17 protein-coding genes are annotated in these 17985 nt (G+C 66.6%); 11 read left to right on the top strand and 6 right to left on the bottom strand.

The features are described from left to right. The first annotated feature begins 58 nt into the window (after positions 1–58). The 5 genes from OG801_RS26135 (at position 59) to OG801_RS26115 (ending at position 6464) form a co-directional block, all read left to right on the top strand. Positions 59–2185: an MMPL family transporter gene (locus OG801_RS26135; RefSeq protein WP_406031964.1), complete on the top strand. Its 2127-nt coding sequence runs from the start codon at positions 59–61 to the stop codon at positions 2183–2185. Between the two features lie 336 nt (positions 2186–2521). Beyond that, positions 2522–3829 (top strand): MFS transporter, encoded by a 1308-nt coding sequence (locus OG801_RS26130; RefSeq protein ID WP_406031963.1) that lies wholly within the window; start codon positions 2522–2524, stop codon positions 3827–3829. A 31-nt stretch (positions 3830–3860) separates the two neighbouring features. Next, complete coding sequence (locus tag OG801_RS26125; RefSeq protein WP_406031962.1) at positions 3861–5093, top strand: cytochrome P450; 1233 nt, start codon at positions 3861–3863, stop codon at positions 5091–5093. Between the two features lies 1 nt (position 5094). Then, complete coding sequence (locus OG801_RS26120; protein WP_406031961.1) at positions 5095–5301, top strand: ferredoxin; 207 nt, start codon at positions 5095–5097, stop codon at positions 5299–5301. Beyond that, positions 5298–6464, top strand: a complete 1167-nt coding sequence (locus OG801_RS26115; RefSeq protein ID WP_406031960.1) for an NAD(P)/FAD-dependent oxidoreductase — start codon at positions 5298–5300, stop codon at positions 6462–6464. Before OG801_RS26120 ends, OG801_RS26115 begins: the two co-directional genes overlap by 4 nt. Before the next feature lie 65 nt (positions 6465–6529). On the opposite strand, the gene OG801_RS26110 is transcribed toward OG801_RS26115, so the two are convergent. After that, the gene (locus OG801_RS26110) at positions 6530–8173 is read right to left on the bottom strand and encodes an AMP-binding protein (protein ID WP_406031959.1); all 1644 of its coding nucleotides are present in this window, start codon (positions 8171–8173) and stop codon (positions 6530–6532) included. After that, on the bottom strand, positions 8170–9285 hold the full coding sequence (locus tag OG801_RS26105) for a hypothetical protein (protein ID WP_406031958.1): 1116 nt from the start codon (positions 9283–9285) through the stop codon (positions 8170–8172). The genes OG801_RS26110 and OG801_RS26105 overlap by 4 nt, the downstream gene beginning before the upstream one ends. Positions 9286–9536: 251 nt before the next feature. Between OG801_RS26105 and OG801_RS26100 the strand changes: the two genes are divergently transcribed. Further along, complete coding sequence (locus tag OG801_RS26100; RefSeq protein ID WP_406031957.1) at positions 9537–10682, top strand: LLM class flavin-dependent oxidoreductase; 1146 nt, start codon at positions 9537–9539, stop codon at positions 10680–10682. Here OG801_RS26100 and OG801_RS26095 read toward each other — a convergent pair. Beyond that, positions 10670–11611, bottom strand: coding sequence for a LysR family transcriptional regulator (locus tag OG801_RS26095; RefSeq protein WP_406031956.1), 942 nt, complete (start codon positions 11609–11611; stop codon positions 10670–10672). The two genes, OG801_RS26100 and OG801_RS26095, sit on opposite strands and share 13 nt — an antisense overlap. A 114-nt stretch (positions 11612–11725) precedes the next feature. Here OG801_RS26095 and OG801_RS26090 point away from each other — a divergent pair, with 114 nt between their 5' ends. Genes OG801_RS26090 through OG801_RS26075 form a run of 4 tightly spaced genes read left to right on the top strand, consistent with a single transcriptional unit; the run spans position 11726 to position 15012 of the window. Next, positions 11726–12679 (top strand): ornithine cyclodeaminase family protein, encoded by a 954-nt coding sequence (locus tag OG801_RS26090; RefSeq protein WP_406031955.1) that lies wholly within the window; start codon positions 11726–11728, stop codon positions 12677–12679. A gap of 4 nt (positions 12680–12683) precedes the next feature. Continuing rightward, complete coding sequence (gene dapA / locus OG801_RS26085) at positions 12684–13616, top strand: 4-hydroxy-tetrahydrodipicolinate synthase (protein ID WP_406031954.1); 933 nt, start codon at positions 12684–12686, stop codon at positions 13614–13616. Continuing rightward, positions 13613–14494, top strand: coding sequence for a fumarylacetoacetate hydrolase family protein (locus tag OG801_RS26080; RefSeq protein WP_406031953.1), 882 nt, complete (start codon positions 13613–13615; stop codon positions 14492–14494). Before dapA ends, OG801_RS26080 begins: the two co-directional genes overlap by 4 nt. Beyond that, positions 14491–15012 (top strand): flavin reductase family protein, encoded by a 522-nt coding sequence (locus OG801_RS26075; RefSeq protein ID WP_406031952.1) that lies wholly within the window; start codon positions 14491–14493, stop codon positions 15010–15012. The genes OG801_RS26080 and OG801_RS26075 overlap by 4 nt, the downstream gene beginning before the upstream one ends. Positions 15013–15143: 131 nt before the next feature. Here OG801_RS26075 and OG801_RS26070 read toward each other — a convergent pair whose 3' ends face one another. Next, the gene (locus OG801_RS26070) at positions 15144–15338 is read right to left on the bottom strand and encodes a hypothetical protein (RefSeq protein ID WP_406031951.1); all 195 of its coding nucleotides are present in this window, start codon (positions 15336–15338) and stop codon (positions 15144–15146) included. Positions 15339–15772: 434 nt separating this feature from the next. Between OG801_RS26070 and OG801_RS26065 the strand changes: the two genes are divergently transcribed. Continuing rightward, positions 15773–16102 (top strand): hypothetical protein, encoded by a 330-nt coding sequence (locus OG801_RS26065; RefSeq protein WP_406031950.1) that lies wholly within the window; start codon positions 15773–15775, stop codon positions 16100–16102. Positions 16103–16253: 151 nt separating this feature from the next. Here the strand turns inward: OG801_RS26065 and OG801_RS26060 are convergent, their stop codons facing one another. Next, positions 16254–16844: a hypothetical protein gene (locus tag OG801_RS26060; RefSeq protein WP_406031949.1), complete on the bottom strand. Its 591-nt coding sequence runs from the start codon at positions 16842–16844 to the stop codon at positions 16254–16256. A gap of 155 nt (positions 16845–16999) precedes the next feature. Further along, on the bottom strand, positions 17000–17911 hold the full coding sequence (locus OG801_RS26055; RefSeq protein ID WP_406031948.1) for a LysR family transcriptional regulator: 912 nt from the start codon (positions 17909–17911) through the stop codon (positions 17000–17002). Positions 17912–17985: the final 74 nt, after the last annotated feature.

Here is a 17985-nt window from a genome sequence, read left to right as displayed (position 1 = left end):
GGAGGCCACTGCTCCTTGGCCCGATGTGGATCGTTCGTCGCCGGGCCACGGTGGAGGCATGACCAATTTCCTCTACCGGCTCGGCCGGTCAGCCGCGACCCGTCCCTGGACCGCCATCGGCGCCTGGGTCGTTCTCGCGCTCGTCGTCATCGCCTCCTCCGCCGCCTTCGGGCGCGAGCTCGAGGAGAGCTTCGAGGCACCTGGCCTCGACTCCTACCAAGCCGCGGAGCTGCTCTCCGAGGCCCAGGCCGACGAGGGCGGGATCAGCGCCCACGTCGTACTCGAAGCGCCGGACGCCACGACGCAGGTGGCGCCCGTGGAGGCGGCACTCGCGGAGCTCCCGGGTGTGTTGGGTACGACCAGCAGCGTCTCGCCGGACGGTGACATCGCGCTCGTACGGGTGCAGTACCCGGCGATCGAGCACCTCGAGGCCTCCGACCTGGACAACCTCAAGGACGCCGTCGCTGACCTGCGTGACGATTCGTCGCTGACGCTGGAGACCGGCGGCGATCTGTTCTTCGCGTTCGAGGAAGCACCCACCGGGCTCGGCGAGGTCGCGGGGATCGTCGTCGCGATGATCGTCCTGCTGATCGCCTTCGGCTCCTTCGTCGCGATGGGGCTGCCGATCGGGATGGCGCTGTTCGGTCTGGTCATCGGCATCACCTCGATGAAGCTGGTGACTTACCTGATCGACATCCCGGCGTGGGCACCGGAGCTCGCGGCCATGGTCGGGCTCGGCGTCGGCATCGATTACGCGCTCTTCCTGGTCACCCGGCACCGCGAGAACCTGGCTGCGGGGATGCCGGTCCCCGAAGCAGTCGGCCGAGCCCTGGCAACAGCAGGACAGGCGGTGATCTTCGCCGGCGGCACGGTCGTCGTGGCGATCCTCGGGTTGCTCGTCGCGGGGATCCCGTTCGTGACCGGTGGTGGGGTCGCCATCTCCGCGATGGTGCTCGTCATGGTGCTCGCCTCGGTCACGTTGCTGCCGGCACTTCTCGGACTGGCGGGGCACCGGATCAACGGCCGCCGGCGACGGGTCGACGGCGGGGTGCACCGGCCGAGCACCGGCTGGTACCGGTGGGGTGCTCACGTGACCCGCAACGCGACGGCGTACCTCGTCGGCGGAGCGGTCCTCATGATCGCCCTGGCCGCACCCGTTCTCGCGCTCAACCTGGGCTTCCCGGACGACGGGACCAAGCCCGAGTCGAGGACCGAACGCCGCGCGTACGACCTGATCGCCGACGGTTTCGGGCCCGGCGCCAACGGGCCTCTGGTGATCGCGGTCGACATCTCGAAGGACAAGTCCGTCGTGGCGCCGCTGGCCGAGGCGGTGGCCACGGACCCGGGCATCACCGCGGTCGCCGAACCGATCATCGACCTCTCCGCGGGCGTCGCGACGCTGGTGGCGCAGCCAACCACGTCACCCCAGGACGTCGCCACCCAGGAGACCGTCACGAGGCTGCGCAGCGAGGTCTTCCCGACGGTGCTCGACGGCAGCTCGGCGACCGCCCGTGTCGGCGGTCAGACAGCGACCTTCGCCGACCTCGGTGACCGGGTGCAGGAGCGGATGCCGCGCTTCGTGGCCGCCGTGCTGCTGCTGTCGTTCCTCCTGCTCGCCGTGCTGTTCCGGTCGGTACTGGTGCCCCTGAAGGCGGTCGTGCTCAACCTGCTGAGCGTCGGTGCGGCGTACGGCGTGCTCGTCATGGTCTTCCAGTGGGGCTGGGCGGCCGGCCTGATCGGGGTTGAGTCGACGGTGCCGATCGTGTCGTTCATCCCGCTGTTCATGTTCGCGATCCTGTTCGGGCTCTCCATGGACTACGAGGTGTTCCTGCTGTCGCGGGTACGCGAGCAGTACCGCCGCCACGGCGACAACACCCGCGCCGTGATCGAAGGGATCGCCGGCACCGGCCGCACCATCACCGCAGCCGCACTGATCATGGTCGCGGTCTTCTCCGGCTTCGTCCTCGGCAGCGACCCGGTGGTGAAGATGATGGGCGTAGGACTGGCCACAGCCATCTTCCTCGACGCGACCGTCGTACGCCTGATCCTGGTCCCCGCGACCATGAAGCTCCTGGGCAACGCGAACTGGTGGCTGCCGAGGTGGCTGGACCGGCTGCTGCCGGAGCTGGACTCCGCGTCGGTGGAGAAGCCGGCCGAGGAGGAGGCAGCCGACCTACTCTTCTGACCCCAAGGGAGCTAGGTCGAGGCTGAGCGATGCCAGACCTCGACGTGGCTGACGCTACCGCCCTGGCTGGCAGACGCGTTCGACGGCTGAACCGCTGACACTTCGAGTTGGTGTGCCTGGCTCGCGACGCATACCGCCACAAAGACGCAGAACAGTTCGAGCATCCGGAACTCGCGATCCCGACAGACCACACCACGTACACACGGTCGCCGACTGGCATAAGAGATCAGTGATACATCGATGCGCGAACTTGTCTTGGTCAGTGATGACTCGATCTCCCTACTGTGATGAGGGACACATCGACGTCGGTGTGCGGAACCGTAGAGGAGCAGCACCATGACCACCTACTCACCGCCTGCCCAACCAGACGGCGGCGCTGCTCAGCGCAAAGAGCTCAACCGTCGCACGCTGGTCGGAGTGTCCCTGGGTAACGCACTCGAAGTGTTCGACTGGACGGCGTACGCAGTCCTTGCACCTTTCTTCGCGAGCCAGGTATTCAACCCTGCGGATCCCACCTCGGCGTTGTTGTCGACTCTCTTGGTCTTCGGCGCAGGATTCGTAGTTCGACCCTTCGGAGGCGCCCTGTTCGGGTGGATCGCCGACCGCCGCGGACGACGCGCGTCCCTCATGGCTGCGATCGCATGTGCCTCAGTCGGTATGGCGCTCATCGCAACGGTTCCGACCTACGAACAGGCGGGCATCTGGGCCGGTCTGGTCCTGCTTGTGGCGCGTCTGCTTCAGGGCCTGGCACACACCGGGGAGGTGGCGGCGGCCTACACATACGTCGCGGAAGAGGCGCCGTCGGAACGGCGCGGGTTGTGGTCGTCTGCGATCTACGTCAGCGGATACATGGCGATCATGGTCGCAACCATTCTCGGCGCCGTACTCGCGACCACGCTCTCGGACGCATCGATGAACGCATGGGGCTGGCGGCTGCCATTCGTCCTCGGCGCCATCCTTGGGGTCGTCACACTCGGCTTGCGCCGGAGGATGAACGAGACGGAGCTCTTCGAGCGCCACGTCGGGACCGAGGTCGTGCGCCGTTCCCTGATCAAGGACCTGTGGATGCACCGGGCCGCCGGCCTACGGGTGTTCGTGCTGATGGGATCTCTCACCGCGATGTTCTACGCGTGGGTGGTGAGCGGTCCGTCCTGGGCGACGTCGGTCGCGGGACTCGAACGCTCCTCAGCTCTTTGGGCAGGTGTTGTCGCCTTGGCAGTCGGCGTCGTGGCCCTGCCCGTGTTCGGCGCGATGTCGGACCGTTTCGGCAGGCGGCTCAACGTGGTCCTGTTCGGTGTACTCACCGCCGTTCTGGCCTTCCCTCTCGAGTGGCTGGGACGCCAGGGACTGGCGCAGTTCCTGGTCGCGATGACGGTCGCGGTGCTGGTCTATTCCCTTGTCGCCTCGGTGTTGCCGGCGGTGCTGTGTGAGCTCTTCCCGACGTCCGTACGCGCCTCAGGTGTGGCAGTGCCCTACGCCTTGTCGGCAGTGGTGTTCGGCGGCACCGCGCCCTACCTGCAGCAGTGGGCAGCTCAGTCCGGCCACGGCGCACTCTTCACCGGGTATCTAGCGGTCGCCGGGCTTCTCGGTGCGGCCCTGATGGCAGTGACCCCCGAAACACGCGACGTCGACCTCAATCACTGACTCCACCCACCGACCACATCGGGAGTACGCCATGTCATCCACAGACCACACGCACACAGCCTGTCCGTACGCGGCGACAGGACAGGAGATCCAGCAGGGTCTTGACCATCACGGATTCGACCACCTGGATCCACAACTTGGCGAGCGCACCCTCTGGGCGACGTACCAGGCACTGCTCGAACGCCCGCATGTTCACCGGTCTAGCCGCCACGGAGGCTTTTGGGTGCTGAGCCACTACCAAGATGTGAAGGGAGCGTTGCGAGACTGGGAGACGTTCTCCTCGGCAGACGGGCACCGGATCCCGCACGTCGAGGGTATGGGGACGATCCCGATCGACTTCGACCCGCCGTCGCACGGGCCATACCGAGACCTTGTCGTTCACGCGCTCCGACCTGACCGTGTCCGGCAGCTGCAGCCGTTCGTCAAGACCACGATCGAAGGTCTTGTCGACCGACTGGTCGCCGCCGGCGGCGGCGATGTCGTCACCGAGCTGGCTCTCCCGTTGCCGTTGACCGTCCTCCAGGAACTCGTTGGCTTCTCGGCTGACGCCGTGGCCCAGTTTCGAGAGTTGACGGCCAAGGTGTGGGCGGAAGGTTCTCCCGAGGCTCAGCTCAGGGGCCGCGCAGCGCTCGCAACTCTGATCGAAGACGAGATCATCAGCCACAAGCGAGACCGCCCGGACGACTACTTGACATGGCTCATCGATGCCGAGGTGGAAGGGCGTCCAGTGCGCCACGACGAAGTCGTTTCAGCTTGTCTTTCGCTCGCCGTCGCTGGGCACGAGACGACGATGAACTCTGTCGGTTCTCTGGTCTACCTACTGGCGTCCGTGCCCGACGTCCAGGATCGACTCCGTCGGGATCCTGGCCAGGCGCCCGCGTTCGTGGAAGAGATGCTTCGGCTCCGGACGCCGTCGCAATGCAGCGCGCGGCGCGTGGCTCGGGATGTCGAGGTCGATGGTGAGGTGCTCCAGGCTGGTGACTGGGTGCTGCTGCTGAATGGCGCGGCGAACCGCGACGAACAGCAGTTCGACCACCCTGATGAGTTCGATCTCGACCGTTCCGCACGAGGTCACCTCGCTTTCGGGTGGGGCATCCACCAGTGTGTGGGATCGGCCCTGGCGAGGATGGAACTCCGTATTCTCCTCGAGACGCTCGCCCGGCATCCGCGGCTTTCGCTGGCCGGCGAACCGACGTTCAGCGCGCTCGAGGCAGGTAACCACTACGGCCCGACTTCTTTGCCGATCCGTTTCGAGGAGGCGTGACATGGGGATGAACGTGACGATCGACCGACAGGCGTGCAACGGATACGGCAACTGCCTCGTGGCCGCCCCGGACGTCTTCGACATCGATCCTGAGACCAACGTTGCAGTGTTGCTGTCTGGCAAACCGGACGCGCAAGACGATGCCGCAGTGCTGGAGGCAGTGGCCGACTGCCCGGCCCGGGCGCTCAAAGCGGAAGCACGCCTATGAGCGGCACGATCATCGTCGGTGCCTCCGTGGGCGGCATCCGGGTGGCTCAGGGCCTGCGCGCCGCCGGCTACGATCGCCCGATCACCCTGGTCGACCACGACACCGAGGCACCTTACGACAAGCCACCCTTGTCGAAGCAGGTAATGCAGGCTGACGGCGCAGCACCACCGCAACTCGTGGAGGCCGGCCTCGCCGAGCTCGGCGCACTGCGCAGCGGCGTGGCCGCGGTCGGCCTCGATCCTGACCAGCGCCTGATCACCCTCGCCAACGGTGAACGACTCGACTTCGAGAATCTCGTGATCGCGACCGGTTCACGCCCGCGGACGCTTCCCTTTGCCTCGCCGGACATCGTGCGCTACCTGCGCACGTACGCCGATGCCCGACGCCTCCGCGACGACCTCGGCCGGGCACGACGGCTTGTGGTGATCGGAGGTGGCTTCGTCGGCACCGAGGTCGCATCAGCTGCGCGGGCCCGTGGGGTGGAGGTCACGATCGTGGAGGCGGGTTCGCGACTCGCGGCCCGCGCACTCCCCCGGGCGCCTGCCCAGCACCTTGCGGCCCTCCACCAGGCTGCTGGACACGAGGTGACCTTCAACCGCCACGTCGCCGGCGTCGAGGTCGCAGGGCGCTCCCGCGTCGTCGTGCTCGACGACGGGCGTCGACTAGCCTGCGACCTGGTCCTGGTCGGCATCGGTGCCGAGCCGGCGACCTCGTGGCTTGTGGGGTCGGGCCTCAAGCTCGACGACGGCGTGGTGTGCTCCGAGACGCTCCTCGCCTCGAGGGACAGTCCGATCTACGCGATCGGTGACGTGGCTCGCTGGTGGAACCCGGCCTACGAGCGGCTCATGCGGCTGGAGCACTGGTCAGCTACGCGCGAGCAAGCCACGATCGTGGCCGCCAACATCGCCCACGGGACGCCGATCCGTTCGGCCGCTGTCGTCCCGTACGTGTGGTCCGATCAGCTTGGTGTCCACTTCCAGCAGGTTGGCGACGATCGCCTCGATGACGTGGTCGTCGAGCAGACGACGGCAGGACCGGCGAACAAAGGCCTCCTCTTCCGCTATCTCCGATCCGGCAGAGTTGTGGGTGCGACTGGCTTCGACGCACAGCGGGAGATCGCCCTCATCCGGCGCGACCTCTGCACCTCGTGGTCTCGCACATAGCCAGTGAGTAAGCAGTGAGTGGGGTCCAGGCCGTTCGGCCTGAACCCCACTCACTGCCTGTCGTTCTACTTCCCTGCAGTGGAAGGCTCGCCGGAGCCTTCAAGCGCCCGCAGCTCTCTGCGCAGGATCTTTCCCGAGGCAGACTTCGGCACGCTCTGGACGAACTCGACGAGCCTGACCTTCTTGTACGGCGCGACCTGCCCTGCGACGAAATCGATGATCTGCTCGCCGGTGAGCTGCTGGCCGTCCGCAGGCACGAGGTAAGCCTTCGGCAACTCCTCGCCGGTGGCGGGATCGCGGACTCCGATGACCGCGGCGTCTGCGATGCCGGGGTGGCTCAACAAAATGCCTTCCAGCTCTGCCGGCGCCACCTGGTACCCCTTGTATTTGATCAGCTCCTTGAGGCGGTCGATGATCGTGACCGAGCCGTCTGCCGCCACGGTTGCGATGTCACCTGTGTGGAGGAAGCCTTCTGCGTCGATCGTGCTGTTCGTCGCCTCTGGCCTGCCCAGGTAACCGGCCATGATGTTAGGGCCGGCGCAGCAGAGTTCACCCGGAGCACTTTGACCGTGCGCAGGGATCTCGAGCTCCTCACCGCTTGCCGGATCCAGCAGTCGGCACGTCATGTTCGCAATCGTCCATCCAACCGAGCTGTGCGCTGCAGGGGTGTAAATGGGCGCGAGGTGGCTGACCGGACTCATCTCACTCATACCGTAGGCCTGACACACGGCACAGCCGAGTCTCCCGGCAACCGCCGAGGCCAGCGCGTCGTCCAGCGGAGCAGCACCTGATACGAGCAGCTCGACCGAGCCGAGGTCGAACCGGTCGACCTCCTCGGCCTTGGCGAGTGCGAGGACGATCGGTGGGGCGACGAACAAGTGGGTGATGCCGTGTTCCTGGATCAGCCGCAGGCATGGCTCGAGGTCGAAGCGAGGCACGGTGATCACCTTGGCCCGCTGACGGATCGAGAGATTCAGCACGACCGTCATCCCATAGATGTGGGAGAACGGCAGCACGCCCAGGAGCGTGGATTCTCCGCTAACGCCCAATAGCCCTGAGATCTGACAGACGTTCGCCACCAGGTTTCGATGGGTGAGCATCACGCCTTTCGGACGTCCCGTGGTACCGGAGGAGTAGGGCAGGACCGCCAGCTCTCCGGCCGGGTCGGAGACCGGCTCGCCGAACAGCGGGTCCTCCCGTCTGAATGCCCGAACGACACCGTGCTCGATGTCAGTGTCATCGAGCACGAGGACACTGCTCGCTCCAAGGCCGACCTGAGCAGCCGCCTTTATGACCACGTCCCGAAGACGATCGACAGTGAGCACGGCTCGGGCACCGGCATCCTCGAGCTGGTGCGCCGTCTCCTCGGCGGTCGACAAGACGTTCACCGGGGTGATCGTCATCCCCGCTCGAATCGCGCCGAGGAAAGCGACCACGAACTCCACAGAGTTGGGCGCCATCAGTCCTACGACGTCACCCGGGCGCAGGGTCTTCGACAGCCCGGCGGCGAATCTGTCGGTCAAGTCCTTGAGCTCACCGAAGGTGAGCACTTGGCCCGTCGCGCCATCTTCCAGGGCAACCCGGTCAACCTCGGTCGGGCCCAGGTCGCCCAGCAGGAACTCCACCAACGAGACCTCCGGGATCTCGACGGCGTCGTGCGGGCTCTCCAGATGGGTTCGACGCGTGTCGGTCGTCAACTGGTCGGTCATCGGGATCCGAACGTCGCGAGGTTCGTCTCGAAGCCGGCCTGGGCGCCGAGGGCGAGGATCTCGCCGTTCTCGATGTCCTCTTGCCACACCAATGATCCGGTCGAGGTGTGAAGGGGGTGGTCCTGAACGGTGAGGATCCGAGCGCCTTCCTCACCGATGCGGTGGGCGTGTGCTGCCCACCCCGGCGCGGACAGCATCAGGTCGCCCGGCCCCCAGTCGAAGCGCTCCCCTTCCACGATCGAGTAGCCGCGGCCGGCGAAGTGGTAGTTGATCGCCGAGCTCATGTGCCGGTGGGTGCCGCCATCGAACCGTCCACCCACGGCGGTGATGGTCGCGAAGAACGAGGGCGTGGTGCCGTTGAGCCGTCCTGTGGCCGGGTTGTAGAGCACGTAGAGCGGGCGACCGGTGTAGCCCGTAGTCAGCCCCAGGACGCCGCTGAGGTGCTGGCCGACCGCCGACCACGGGAAGTGCAGGGGAAGGTCCTCCACGTAGTCGGGGTCGATCAGGTGCTCGTAGGGCAAGAGTTGGCTGCCGTCCTCGCCAAGCGGAATGGCCGGTGCGAGGTCCTTCGCCCGTGCCCCGGAGGTGGGCGCGGGCTCCGCGTCCGCGGCTGCCCGGCCGCCGTAGTCCTCGTAGAATGCCGAGATCGATTCCAGGAGCGCGGCGTTGGAGTACCGGATGTAGTGGTAGGGCGCTGTGCCTTCGTTACGGATCGTCTCCAGCGACATCGTCGGCTTGGTCCACACGTCCTGCTGGGTGAGGCGCATCGTCCGCTCGCCCACCGCCAGGACGCCCTCGCCTGCCAGGCACATGCCGAGTCCAGTGGTGTTATCGCGCGTGGTCACGGTCTGTTCTCCGGGAAGCAGCACGCCGAGTGCGACCTGCGTGGCGGGGGCGAGCCCGCGGACGCCAGCTGGCGCCTGCGGGTGGACGATCAGGGCCTCCCGGCGGCCGCGGACGTCGGGGTCCCCATCCTCCAGGGCCCGAAACGTCTCCTCGATTGCTCCGGCCGTGATCATCAACGGCGTCCACTGCGTCCTCGGCGTGCGTGGGTCGGATCGGGAATCGAGGAGAGTCGCCGTGGGCGCGGGCGTGGTGGTGGGCGTGGACATGGCTGATGCCTCCGAATGTTTCGTTAGCGCCACACCGACCATCGGGGTGGCATCCATCACACTAGGAGCGCCTCCGCCCATCAATCCAAGACCAATGATCGCATCTCGCCATAAGTCTCGGCTTATGCATTGTCGTGAGAAAAGGCTCTTCTTATGGGTTCATCCCGGGAATGCTGCTTGTGCTTGGGATGTCTCGTGACCGAGGGTGACAACAGTCACATCTCAATCACTCCCACCTCGGAGGTCCCGCAATGAAACCCCGCGCCACGGAGAGCCACGAGCTTCACTTCGGCTACTTCTTCCCCTCGGGCAAGACCAACTTCCTCTACTCCGACGAGGCTGCTCGCCGCGCACCGGAGATGACCAAGGACAACCTCCTGGCCCTTGCTCAGGCCGCCGAAGCGGTCGGTTTCGACTCGCTGTTCATCGCCGACAACTGGTCTGGTCACCAGCGCGCGGCCGAGCTCGCCGGGCATCAGTCACCGGCGTTCCACGCACCCATGCTCGCCATGGCACTGTTCGCCGCGACTCAGCACATCGGCGTGATCTCCACCTTCCACACCACCCACCACAAGCCGGCGCACATAGCCCGCATGGGAGCCACCCTCGATGCCTTCAGCGAGGGCCGTTGGGGATGGAACGTCGTCACGGGGTTCAGCGCCGACGAAGCGGCGCTGTTCGGAGAGAGCTTCATCGAGCACGACGAGCGTTACCGGATGGCGGCCGAGTTCGTCGACATCGTCACTGCACTCTGGACAGAGCACGAGCCGATCGACGTCGAGGGGAAGTACTACCGAGCACGCGGCAGGATCAAGCTGCCCCGCCCCAGCCAAGACCCCTACCCCTACCTCGTCAGCGCCGGCGCTTCGCCCGCCGGAACCGACTTCGCATCCCGCTACTGCGACCAGCTCGTGGCCCTGGGCAACACCGTCGATGTCGTTTCCGACACCGGCCATCGCCTGAGCGACCTCACTGCGCAATCTGGTCGCGACGTGGGCCTGTGCCCGTTCTCGATGGCGATCATCCGTGAGGGCGAAGGCGAAGCCGAAGAGCTGTATCACCGGCTTCTCGAGACCTTGAACGTCGAGGCGACAAAGGAGATTGCCGCCGACGTACTCGGCTCCATCGAATCCTCGCGCGCCATGTACGACAAGATGGGCGAGGAGCAGGCTACACGCGCCTTCGGGGGTGCAGGCTCGATGCTGAACTTCATCGGCACTGCCGAACAGGTCACTGAACAGCTTCTCGAGGTCAAGTCCGCGACGGACGCCTCCACCGTGCTCATCAACTTCCCCCTGTGGAGCCCGGACGAGCTGAAGACGTTCAGCCCAGTCCTGGATCACCTTCGGGAGGCTGGCGTCTGGACGCCGCCGGAGTCGCGCGACTATTCGTGGTGAGTCTCCAGTAGGTCCCTTTCCGCCGTGGCGGTGACTCCCTCCCGTATCGCTGCCACGGCAGCACTCTGCAACGGCGAGAAGTGCTTGTCGTCACGGTGGATCAGCGTGACGTGCTCCTCCAACTGCAGGTCGTCGACGGCCAGCTCGACCAACGCGCCAGCAACCAGCTCGGCACGGACTGCATACGCGGGCGCGATCAAGGCCCAGCCGTTGGCGACCGCCGCGTTCTTCATCGCTTCAGCGTGACCTAGCCGCAGCAAGAATCGCGGCTCCTCGTGGCCGGCGGCACGCAGCTGGGTCACAAGATTGCGTTGGTACACCACGGTGTCCGGGGCACCGACCAGCGGAAGCCGCAGGGCCTCGGCTGCGCTGAGTCGGGCGCCGTCCGGCACCAGTCCCGGTGCCGCGTACACGCTCAGCGAAAAGCTGCCCAGCAGCTCGGAGGCGATGTTCTCCGGAAGGCGCCGCTGATCCCAGTTCAGGACAGCCATGTCGCACTCGCCACTCTCGACGGCGTGGACCACTTCCTCCGGGCGGGAGATCGAAACCGTGATGTCCGCGCGCGGCCGCTGACGACCGACCTCGGCCATGATCGGCGGCACGATGTAGGTCCCCACCGCCATGCTCGAGGCGATGATCACGCGCCCGGTCTCGCCACTGGCCAGATCACCTACGTCACGCCGAACCTGGGCTGCACCGGCCAGAACCTCACGGGCCCAGCGTTCCGTGCGCTCGCCCGCCTCGGTCAGCACGAGCCGGTTGCCCTGTCGCGCGAAGAGCTTGGCGCCAACCCAGCCTTCCAGCGCGCGCAACTGCGCGGATACGGCTGGCTGCGCGACCAACAAGACCTCTGCTGCCCGCGTCACGCTGCGTTCCTCGACCACGAGTCGGAAGATCTCAAGCCGGCGTAGGGACAACTGCGGATCCATTCGAACCTCTCATTCGATTCTGCTTATGATCTTATGCCAACAGTGATAGTTGCGCATATGGGCTGTGGGGAATCAGTGTAAGAGGCGTCACAACGATCAACAGAGAAGGACCCCATGCCAACCCAGACTCGAGGTGCCACGGGCGTCGCGCCGGCCTTCACAGACGCCGACGTCGCCGCGGCGGTGTCGATGCGATCCGCGGTCGATGCCCTCCGCAATGCCTTTCTTGCGGTGCACGGCGATCGAGCGCACCCGATCGCGAAGACGATGCGACAGTGGGAGGACGGCAAAAGCAGCGCCCATGCGCTCGGAGCGGTCGATCTCGATTCTGGCTTCGTCGGCTTCAAGTGCTGGGTCAACACCCCACGCGGCGCCCAGGCCGTGATGACGCTCTTCGATGCTGAGAGTGGCCAGGTACGTGCGACGTTTGCCGCCGCGGAGCTCGGCATGTTGCGCACCGCCGCGACCGCGGCGCTTGCGACCGACTCCATGGCCGCGCCCGACGCCGAGGAGATGGCACTGCTCGGGACCGGCCGCCAAGCGTTCCACCAAGTTCTAGCGCTCAGCGCCGTTCGACGAATCAAGCACGTCCATGTTTGGAGTCCGCGCCCCGCGAGCCGACGGGACTTCTCGGATCGACTCGCGAGCGAGCTCGACGTCAACGTGACCTCGCACGACACCTGGGTCAAGGCCGTCAGCGGAGTCCCCATCGTGACGACCGTGACCCGTGCGAGCGTTCCCTTCATCGAGTCCGACCACCTGGCTACAGGTGCTCACCTCAACGCGGTCGGCGCCATCCTGCCGACCAACGCCGAGCTCCTACCGTCGGTCGTCCAGGCCAGTGATCTCATCGTCGTCGACGACCTGGAAAACGCCCGCCGTGCATCCGCTGAGCTGCGCATCCTCGGAGACGACCTTCCAGGCGTGACCAGTCTCGGGGCCCTCCTCGCTCGCGACACCTGCATGACCGCCTCACCGCGACTGACCCTCTACAAGGGCCTAGGGAGCGGCGTCGCCGATGTCGCCATTGCGGCCACTGCCTACCGCCACCACACCGAGAGGTTCTGACAAGATGCGTTTCCGTAACGACCCCGCACTGATGTCCGGCTCCATCGCACCGCTCATCACTCCGTTCTCTGCCGCCGGCGACCTCGACGAGACCAGCCTCGCCAACCTCGTTGAATGGCAGCTCCGCGCTGGAACCCACGGCATCTCGATCGGCGGCTCGACCGGAGAGCCGTCGGCCCAGACTACCCAGGAGCGTGCCCGCGCTATCCAGATCGTGGCCGGCGCCAACGCGGACCGCGTGCCGTTGCTGGCAGGGACCGGCTCGGCCAAACTCAGCGAGACCCTCGAACTGACCCAGGTCGCCCAAGACAGCGGCGCTGACGCCGCCCTGGTCATCTCGCCGTACTACGCCCGCCCGACCCAAGAAGGCATGTACCGGTGGTACGAGGCGGTCGCCCGGGAGTTCCCCGACATGCCGATCGTCATCTACAACGTCCCCTCGCGCACTGCGGTCGACGTCGCACCAGAGACGGTGGCTCGGCTCTTCCGTGACTTCGAAAACATCGTCGGAATCAAGGAGACCACCAAGGACTTCGAACACTTCTCCCGGGTGATGGCCGCCTGCGGCGAATCGCTACTGGTCTGGTCCGGAATCGAGCTCCTCTGCCTTCCCCTGCTCTCGATCGGCGGCATCGGTTTCATCAGCGCCACAGCCAACGTCGCCCCGAATGCGGTAGCGAGCATGTACAACGCGTGGCTCGAAGGAAAGGCAGACGAGGCCCGTCGACTGCACTACGCCCTCCACCCGCTCGTCGACCTGTTGTTCGTCGAGACGAATCCGACGACCGCGAAGTGGGTCCTCGAGAACGAGGGACGGATCGCCGACGCCCACGTACGCCCGCCGCTCGCTCCAACCACGAAGGCCGGCGAGGCAGAGGTCCGCCGCCTGCTCGAGGACGCCGAAGCACTCATGTCGATCGAGCGAGGGATCCGATGAGGCTCGCCACCGTCCAGTCCTCGACCGGCCGCCATGTCATTGCCCAACGTGACGCGACTCAGCCCGCACACGACATCACCGCGCTTGCACAAGGAGACATCAAGCATGTCCTACCCCTCGATCTCGCGGGTCTGAACCTGGTCCGCTACCCCGTGGTCGACCTCGGCTCCTTCACGTGGCTACCCCCGGTCCCAGAACCACGCCGCATCATCTGCATCGGCCTGAACTACCGAACTCACGCAGCCGAGGTCCGCAAGGACGCGACCAAGTGGCCCACCGTATTCACCCGATTCCCCTCTACGTTCGTCGGGCATGAAGCCGCGCTCCTCCGGCCCGACATCTCCGACACCCTCGACTGGGAGGGCGAGGTCGTCGTAGTGATCGGACGCGGTGGCCGCCGAATCCACGCCGAGCACGCACTCGACCACATCGCCGGCTATTCGATCATGGGCGAGAACAGCGTTCGGGAATTCCAGCTCCACACCGCACAGGCCGCACCGGGGAAGAACTGGGACTCCTCCGGGTCCTGGGGGCCTTGGATCGTGTCCCCCGATGCATTTCAGGCACCGCCGGAGGTCATCACGCGCCTCAACGGGGTCGAGAAGCAGCGCGGAAATCTCGGTGATCTGGTCTTCGACGTACCGACGCTCATCGAGTACGTCAGCACCTGGACCGCTCTCGAGCCGGGCGACGTCATCGCTACCGGCACTCCCGCCGGCATCGGACACCGCGAATCCCCACCCCGATACCTGCAGCCCGGCGACGAACTGACAATCGAGCTCGCGGGGCAGTTCACCCTCACCAACCCCGTCGTGAACGAGCCCAGTGATCTCGCTGCACACCCCAACACCCGCCAGTCCGAGGAGGCACTCCGATGACCAGCGCAGCAACCATCCTCAACGACAACGCAAAGGAATCGATCGACATGCGACAGCAGCTGCGAGAGGTCATGTCCGGGGTCTGCACCCCGGTCTCGGTCGTCACCGCCCTCGAGGGGTCGGTGCCATTCGGCTCGACCGTCAGCGCCTTCACATCACTGTCCCTTGACCCGCCCATGGTCCTGGTCGCATTGGACCGCACCTCGGAGACACTCGCCGCTATCCGCGCCTCCGGCACTTTCGGACTCAACGTTTTGGCAGCTGCTCAAAGCGGTCTCGCCATGCAGTTCGCGAAAAAGGCCACTGACAAGTTTCGCGACGTCCTCTGGCACAACGAAGCAGGGGTCCCCCGGATCGAGGGCGCGTCTGGATGGGTCCGATGCACCGTTCATGATCTGCTTGATGGCGGCGACCACATCATCGTCAACGGCCTGGTGCGCGCCGCCAGTCACACCCCGGAGACGTCACCGCTGACCTATCACCGTCGCCGCTTCGGCACGCACGCCGAACTTGCCTAGACGCGTCCTGCGTGCGTGCGGACACCCTGGCTCTACCAGCTCAGCACGTCGGCTGGCGCGCACCCAGGATCGGGACGCTGCGGACACAGCGAGCACCGGACGCCCCCGCGTGCTCCATCGCAGCGGCGCCGTCATTCCAGCACCAGCATGCAAATCTGCGTGACCCGCGAATCGTCAGCGAGGGTTGCGGATCCGGGATAGCCCGGCCAGACCGATCCGGGTTGAGCGCCGCCGATCACTCCTTGATGTCCAGCTCGAAAGAACGTGGCATCAGGGATGTGATCGGTACGCGGCAAGAATTCGCCTTGCTGCGCCCGTTCGGCCATGCCAACCCCAAGCACTTCAACGATCAGCCCACATCCTGACGGTCTCCACCGCCGACTTGCACGAGAAGGGAGGCGTGCTTGCGGCCGGTATCGACGGCATGTTCACGATCCCACGTTCCGACAATGACCCCGCTGTACTCATCGAACCCAGCCTCATCGAACGCTGGGCCTCCTGGATCTGCGGATCGACGCCTGGCTGCTGCTGCGCCAGCCGCACTGGTCGAGGCGTTCGACGGCTGAAGCGCTGGCCTCGTATGGAAAGCCCCCAGATTGGCGTATAGCAACGCGTCGATGCCGGACAGATGATGAAAGTGCTAGCCCTAAACGACATCTCGGCCTTCCGGCCATTCGTCTGGTTGAGCGGACCGCCAACCACAAGCTCGGTGGCACGGCAGGGCAGGTCAGGGCCATCGAAGACGGAAGGAACAGAGACCATGAGGATTTGGATCGGAAGCTGTGCCATGGCGGCGGGGCTCATGCTGGCGGGAGCCGGGGCCGCGAGCGCGGGAGAGGTGAACGGCAACGGCGGCGAGATCCCCGCGCCGGACCGCGCATCGTCGGAGTGCGTGTTCTCAGGCCAGGACACCGCAGACTCCATCGAGGGCAACCCGGAGGGCTTCGACGACGACGGACTGGCCGTACGAGGCAACCAGAGCCCAGGTGGCACCGACCGCTACCACGGGACGCAGAGCTACGGCATGTTCGCCCGAGCCGGACTCAAGGAGTTCGTCCCGTCTCCCGGCGAGGCATGCAGGGGCCGCTGACGGCTCGCAGCGACCTGTCGGTCCGGTGGACGGTGACGCGAACGCCTCGCTCCGGCGATCGACCACGCGGACCTTCGCGCCGTGCTCGTGGGCCTGCAGCGCGAGCGTGAGACAGGTGGGCCCAGCACCTACGACGAGTACGTCCGGGCGCTCATGACATGCCGACCGGGCACCACCAGTCGAGGGTCGAGGGGTCGGCGTCTAGCAGGCCGGGATCCGCGAGCACCTCGTCACGGTGCAGCCCGGGCACGACCTTGAAGTCGATCGATCCCGGCTCGCTCACCAGCGCGAGCACCCTCCACAGCGACCGGGCGTAGTGCTCGGCAAGGTCTGCTCCGTCCCATTCATAGACACCGCGGTAGCGGCCGCGCTCGTCGGCGGCGAGCCAGAGCTTGGAGACGAATCCCGGGAACCCCACGAACAGCGGGGTGTTCAGCCAGCTCTCCCACCGGAACAGGACGTGTCCGCGCCCGCGGACCCGGCGGAGCCGGAAGGAGACGACCAGGAGGCACGGCTCGACAGGTGGCACTGCGACCACTGTCTCTCGGTACACCGCACCGGTGGTGCCGTCGGCGAACCGGAGTCGGCGCCCCACGTTGCCGCGCGGCCAGTGCACGACCCCGGTGGCCAGCATTCGCGCCGAATCGACGACACAGCGTGCCACCGCACGCCATGCCGTCGCGGCTGGCAGCGGTCCTGCTCGGGAGCCGCCGAGGGTCGACTTCGGCTTGTCCGTGCTCATCGGCGGATCCTCTCGTCAGAACGGGTGACGACTTCGTGCTTCCAAGGCAACCCGAGGAGGTCGTGGCCGACGAGGGGCCTTCGTCCTCTCACTCGGTGACAGACGCCCTCAGGCCATCCGCGACCCACTCGACGGGAACGGCCAGCTGCGGCCGATCAGGCACTCAGGAGCAAGGCGCCGTCGGGCACCGTGATCCAGCCGTGCGCCTCGGACAACGCGCGTGCGCTGCGTCTCAGCACGTCGAGACCGGGGTGATCGAGGTCCGCGCGCCAGCGCATCGTCCAGGGAAACAGTGCCACGGGCTCGACGAGCGGACGCATGACGATGCCCTCGACCGGCGCCTGGCTCTCCAGGGCCAGCCCGGGCGCGCCGTGCAGCCGTAGGTGCGCGGCGAGCTCGGCACCGCCGAGGACATGGGGATGCCCGTCCGTCGGGTCCACGCCGAACGGCGCGAGGAGCTGACCCATCGCGCGAGCCCATGCGGGAGTCACGTGGTCGCCGGAGCGCGTGCACACCTGGGCCGTCCGGAGGGCCTCGAGCGGTATGGCGTCGAGCGCGGTGAGCTCGTGGTCGTCGGGGAGCAGCACGATGATCCGCTCATGACGGACCGCCTGCCCACGCGGGGCGGCGACACCCTGTGGGGTGGTACCGAAGCCGACGTCTGCCCCGACCACCGTGTCCGCGGATCCGCCGCCGAAGCGGACGATGAACTCGATGTCAGGGGCCGTACGCCGAGCCGCGTCCAGCACCCGAGCAGGCGTCGTCCCCGGCGCGACGGCGTCGATGACGAGGCTGCCCGTGTCGGAGCGCAGGTCGCGTACGGCACGGTCGTGCAGCGCGATGAGCTCGCGCGCCCGGTCCACGAGACGCCGGCCCTCCGGCGTGAGCGCGACGCGGCGCGAGGAGCGGTCGAGGAGGCGGACGCCCGCGGCGCTCTCGAGGCGGCGTACGTCTCGGCTCAGCGCCTGCTGGGCGATGAAGAGCCGGTCGGCCGCGCGCCCGAAGTGCAGCTCCTCCGCGACCGCCACGAAACGGCGCAGGAGCCTGATCTCGAGGTCGGCCGCCACGGGCCCATTCTGTCCGGTCGGCGAACCGGGCGACAGCGGATCGACAACAGAAGTGCGTCGATCCGCGCTTCGCC

It is taken from the genome of Nocardioides sp. NBC_00163 (genome assembly GCF_045206295.1).
Taxonomy (GTDB): Bacteria; Actinomycetota; Actinomycetes; order Propionibacteriales; family Nocardioidaceae; genus Nocardioides.
This window is presented reverse-complemented; position numbering and strand designations above follow the sequence as displayed.

Bases quoted from the DNA above. Each gene is read 5' to 3' on its own strand.
- OG801_RS26070 (WP_406031951.1), bottom strand. From the start codon at position 15,338: ATGGCCGAACGGGCGCAGCAAGGCGAATTCTTGCCGCGTACCGATCAC.
- OG801_RS26115 (WP_406031960.1), top strand. From the start codon at position 5,298: ATGAGCGGCACGATCATCGTCGGTGCCTCCGTGGGCGGCATCCGGGTG.
- OG801_RS26105 (WP_406031958.1), bottom strand. From the start codon at position 9,285: ATGTCCACGCCCACCACCACGCCCGCGCCCACGGCGACTCTCCTCGAT.
- OG801_RS26080 (WP_406031953.1), top strand. From the start codon at position 13,613: ATGAGGCTCGCCACCGTCCAGTCCTCGACCGGCCGCCATGTCATTGCC.
- OG801_RS26120 (WP_406031961.1), top strand. From the start codon at position 5,095: ATGGGGATGAACGTGACGATCGACCGACAGGCGTGCAACGGATACGGC.
- OG801_RS26065 (WP_406031950.1), top strand. From the start codon at position 15,773: ATGAGGATTTGGATCGGAAGCTGTGCCATGGCGGCGGGGCTCATGCTG.
- dapA (WP_406031954.1), top strand. From the start codon at position 12,684: ATGCGTTTCCGTAACGACCCCGCACTGATGTCCGGCTCCATCGCACCG.
- OG801_RS26130 (WP_406031963.1), top strand. From the start codon at position 2,522: ATGACCACCTACTCACCGCCTGCCCAACCAGACGGCGGCGCTGCTCAG.
- OG801_RS26095 (WP_406031956.1), bottom strand. From the start codon at position 11,611: ATGGATCCGCAGTTGTCCCTACGCCGGCTTGAGATCTTCCGACTCGTG.
- OG801_RS26100 (WP_406031957.1), top strand. From the start codon at position 9,537: ATGAAACCCCGCGCCACGGAGAGCCACGAGCTTCACTTCGGCTACTTC.
- OG801_RS26135 (WP_406031964.1), top strand. From the start codon at position 59: ATGACCAATTTCCTCTACCGGCTCGGCCGGTCAGCCGCGACCCGTCCC.
- OG801_RS26075 (WP_406031952.1), top strand. From the start codon at position 14,491: ATGACCAGCGCAGCAACCATCCTCAACGACAACGCAAAGGAATCGATC.
- OG801_RS26060 (WP_406031949.1), bottom strand. From the start codon at position 16,844: ATGAGCACGGACAAGCCGAAGTCGACCCTCGGCGGCTCCCGAGCAGGA.
- OG801_RS26090 (WP_406031955.1), top strand. From the start codon at position 11,726: ATGCCAACCCAGACTCGAGGTGCCACGGGCGTCGCGCCGGCCTTCACA.
- OG801_RS26110 (WP_406031959.1), bottom strand. From the start codon at position 8,173: ATGACCGACCAGTTGACGACCGACACGCGTCGAACCCATCTGGAGAGC.
- OG801_RS26125 (WP_406031962.1), top strand. From the start codon at position 3,861: ATGTCATCCACAGACCACACGCACACAGCCTGTCCGTACGCGGCGACA.